Raw genomic sequence first — 3,408 nt, forward strand, 5'->3', positions numbered from 1 at the left:
TTTAATATTCCGACTTTTTAACTCATTTAAAATAACCATTTGAGAGTTTTTCATAAACGTTTTGAATCTGAAATGATAGAAAGATACTAATTCTGGATCATTTAAATTCGTTATGAAATTTTTGAGTTTACTCATTATAGATTTTGTAATCGTAATTTTAACCAACGGTTTAGAGTTTGGTTTCGTTGCGTGATTAAGCTCAAATTTAATTAAAAAACTCTAAACATTAGAATAATCAGAGGCTTTTCGTACGTGGAATTAACCAAGCAATGAAATAAACGCATTGTTAAATTGTGTGCCTTTTTGAGTTGTAATTATTTTTATTAAACTTAAATTAATCTTTTATGTTAATTCGTTACAGTTTCACCTCCGAGATATTGCTCAAATCAGCGGTTCAACTAGTTTTCTCATTTTAGTTTCTCCTCCGAGATATTGCTCAAATCAACGTTTCAACTAGTTTTTCCGTTTTCGTTTCTCCTCCGAAGTGTTGCTCAAATCAACGTTTCAACTAGTTTTTCCGTTTTCGTTTCTCCTCCGAAGTGTTGCTCAAATCAACGTTTCAACTGGTTTTTTCGTTTTCGTTTCTCCTCCGAAGTGTTGCTCAAAATCAACGTTTCAATGAGATTTTTATCGTTTTCGTTTCTTCTCCGTATTTTTATCATTTATCCGACTAGTTTTTCATCGGCATAAAATTTAACGAGTTTTTATATGATTTGTGCGACTGGAAAATCGGAGATTTTTCTGCCGTGGCAAATCGTTAGTTGAATGTTTGTCGTTAATGTTAGTTCGAATGTAAGCATAAATTATATGAGGTGTTGTACCCTGTACTTTTTAATCAAATTCTTTAATTAGTTCTTCTATTCTCAATTTAGTAGTATTAAAATCTTTACTCTTTTTAGTGGTCAAATCAATTAGTATTTGTCCTATTTCAACGAGTTTTCCAATTCTACTATTTTTATTTGGAGACCAACACATTCCAGTTGATAAATTATCATTATTATTTAGAATCGTAAAATAGTAGAACTCTCCATCAAATCCAATTATTTCGTTTTCTGGTTTTTTCGAATTATATACTGACTTTTTAAATAATTCCTCAATAAGTTGAGCAAATTCGGAATCAATAGTAATCGAATCTTTAATTATTTTAACTTTACTTTTTCTCTCTGCGTACCAATAACTTTCAGAACATCTATGGAATATCATTTTGTACTCTTCTAATGAATCTTTTTCAACCGATAGTGTATTCTCATATGAAAAAGAAGGCATTGCAGTAAATCTAGCTAGAGGTTTATTACTCAAACTGTCAAATAGTAATGGGAAAATATTTTCAAAATAATCTTTTAATACTCCTTGATAATTTTCATCTAAATCATTCGTTGGTTCGAGATTACTCTGACTAAATAAATTAGAATTAAATAATAAAATCAATATTAATAATATACTTTTTTTCATTATCGGTATAGGGTACAACGGGTTAGAATAACCAAAGTTGTGTTTTGGTTTTTGCAATTTTTCGTTTTATAAAACTAATAAAATTAGTATTAAGAAACATTCTATTTTACTAAATGTAACAATTTTGGATATGCATTGTTAGCTAAAGTTATATCATATGAACTTTAATGAAAAAAGCCATTTATTAATATCAGCAGCTTTTTCCATTTGTATTAGAGGTTCTTTATCAAATATTTTGATTAAAACGATATAAATATTGTCATTTTTCTCTGCAAAGAATATTTCTCCAGTTTCAAATGCTTTGTCATTTTCAAGCAAATATTCCTTATTATATTTTGTGTAAAATACTTCTGATTTTTTTTGAATATTTTGAAGTTCTATAAGTTCTCCAGACAATAATGAATTATAAACGATTCCATTTATTATAACACTAAAGATTAAACCGCTTGAATTTTTTTCATACTGTTTTTTAGCTGTTCCAATTACTTGATTAACAATTACACTATCAATTTCATAGCTTTTTAACAAGGCTTTATCCTTTTTTACATTTTCGTTAATTACATTAAAAATCAATTTAGCAATATCTTTTTTTATAACAAATACGTTTATTGAAGAGTTGAGAATTTCTTTTTCATTTGAATTTGATATTTCAATAGAATCTTTATATTTCCATTGGTGAAATTTATAACTTTTTCGATAATCTTTGAATTTTTTATTACTTAAAATACTATCTAACGTTAAACTATTCTTTCTTCCAATTTGTAATTCAAGTGGGTTAATATTTAATTCATTTCTAACATATGAAAGAGGTGATATTTTTTTATAAATCCAATTCGTATCTGTTGTATCTGCATAAAAGTTTCCTTGAGAAATATATTCGGATGAATAAATAGGATCTTTAGTATTATCTGTTGTGAAGAACTGTCTTACATCAAAGTATTTATTATCACCTATATTTCGTTCAATTGACGAAATTTTTGTTTTTAATTCAGCTTTTTCAATTTCATATTTATCTTTTATGTTTTCAATCTTGTAGTTGTAGAAAAACATTAAAATTCCAATAACTGGAGTTGCAACAGTAATAAAAAAAATAATGTTCTTTTTTGTTCTCTTTTTCATTTTTTAGTAGTAATTTTAGCTAACGGTTTTTGGTATGTTTTGTTGAGTGATTTAGCTATAAATTTAGTAAATAATTACTGACCAAGAAAATCCGTGAGGATTTTCGTAAGTAGGCTAGAACCAAACAATAAAATATACCAGTTGTTGCCTTTAGTTGTTTGTCAATTGTGGTTTATCAATAATTTTGTTCTTAATCATATCGATAAAGTATACAAGAATCAATCCGATAATCATTCCAATTGTATAGTTATATGCAATAATGGATTTATCATTAAAATATCTAAACATAGATTCTATAATCATTATTACCAAAATAAAAATCGCAAATGTTTGTATTTTCATTCCTTTTCTTGAAAAGAAGTTGATTAATAGAAAAATTCCAATTGGTCTCAATCCATTTTCAATAATATCATATAAATTTATTTGATTCAGGTTTTCTGAATAATCGTGATTAGAATATTTTTTAATAAAATAATTTACAATCATAATTATAATAAATCCAATAAGGTAGAAATAGTTTTTTTTCATAAATCTTTTTCGTATTACTTTTTATTTGTGTTAATTTTCATTTTACCTAAAATAATCATAGAAACACCTATTGCAGTCATAGCTCCTAAAATCGTGTCAATATTGTCATTTTCAACGAATATTGCTGAAACTGAAAATATAATCGTTAATATTATTCCGATAATCTGAATTAAGTTTAATCTTTTCATTCGTAATCTTTTTCCGCAATTAAAGGCAACGGTTTTTGGTATGTTTTGTGGCGTGATTAAGCAACTAATTTAGTAAATATTTACCGATCAAGAAAATCCGATAGGATTTTCGTAAATGTGC

The 3,408-nt window shown here is 26.3% G+C and carries 4 protein-coding genes; all 4 read right to left on the bottom strand.

All coding sequences use genetic code 11. The features are described from left to right. Positions 1–831: 831 nt before the first annotated feature. Positions 832–1,452: a hypothetical protein gene (locus BLU40_RS17200; protein WP_090126700.1), complete on the bottom strand. Its 621-nt coding sequence runs from the start codon at positions 1,450–1,452 to the stop codon at positions 832–834. A 153-nt stretch (positions 1,453–1,605) separates the two neighbouring features. Next, positions 1,606–2,571: a hypothetical protein gene (locus BLU40_RS17205; RefSeq protein ID WP_090126703.1), complete on the bottom strand. Its 966-nt coding sequence runs from the start codon at positions 2,569–2,571 to the stop codon at positions 1,606–1,608. Positions 2,572–2,721: 150 nt separating this feature from the next. Continuing rightward, the gene (locus tag BLU40_RS17210) at positions 2,722–3,099 is read right to left on the bottom strand and encodes a hypothetical protein (RefSeq protein ID WP_090126706.1); all 378 of its coding nucleotides are present in this window, start codon (positions 3,097–3,099) and stop codon (positions 2,722–2,724) included. 14 nt (positions 3,100–3,113) lie between these two features. Then, on the bottom strand, positions 3,114–3,287 hold the full coding sequence (locus BLU40_RS17665; protein ID WP_175454832.1) for a hypothetical protein: 174 nt from the start codon (positions 3,285–3,287) through the stop codon (positions 3,114–3,116). Positions 3,288–3,408: the final 121 nt, after the last annotated feature.

The organism is Lutibacter oricola, from assembly GCF_900106565.1.
GTDB lineage: Bacteria > Bacteroidota > Bacteroidia > Flavobacteriales > Flavobacteriaceae > Lutibacter > Lutibacter oricola.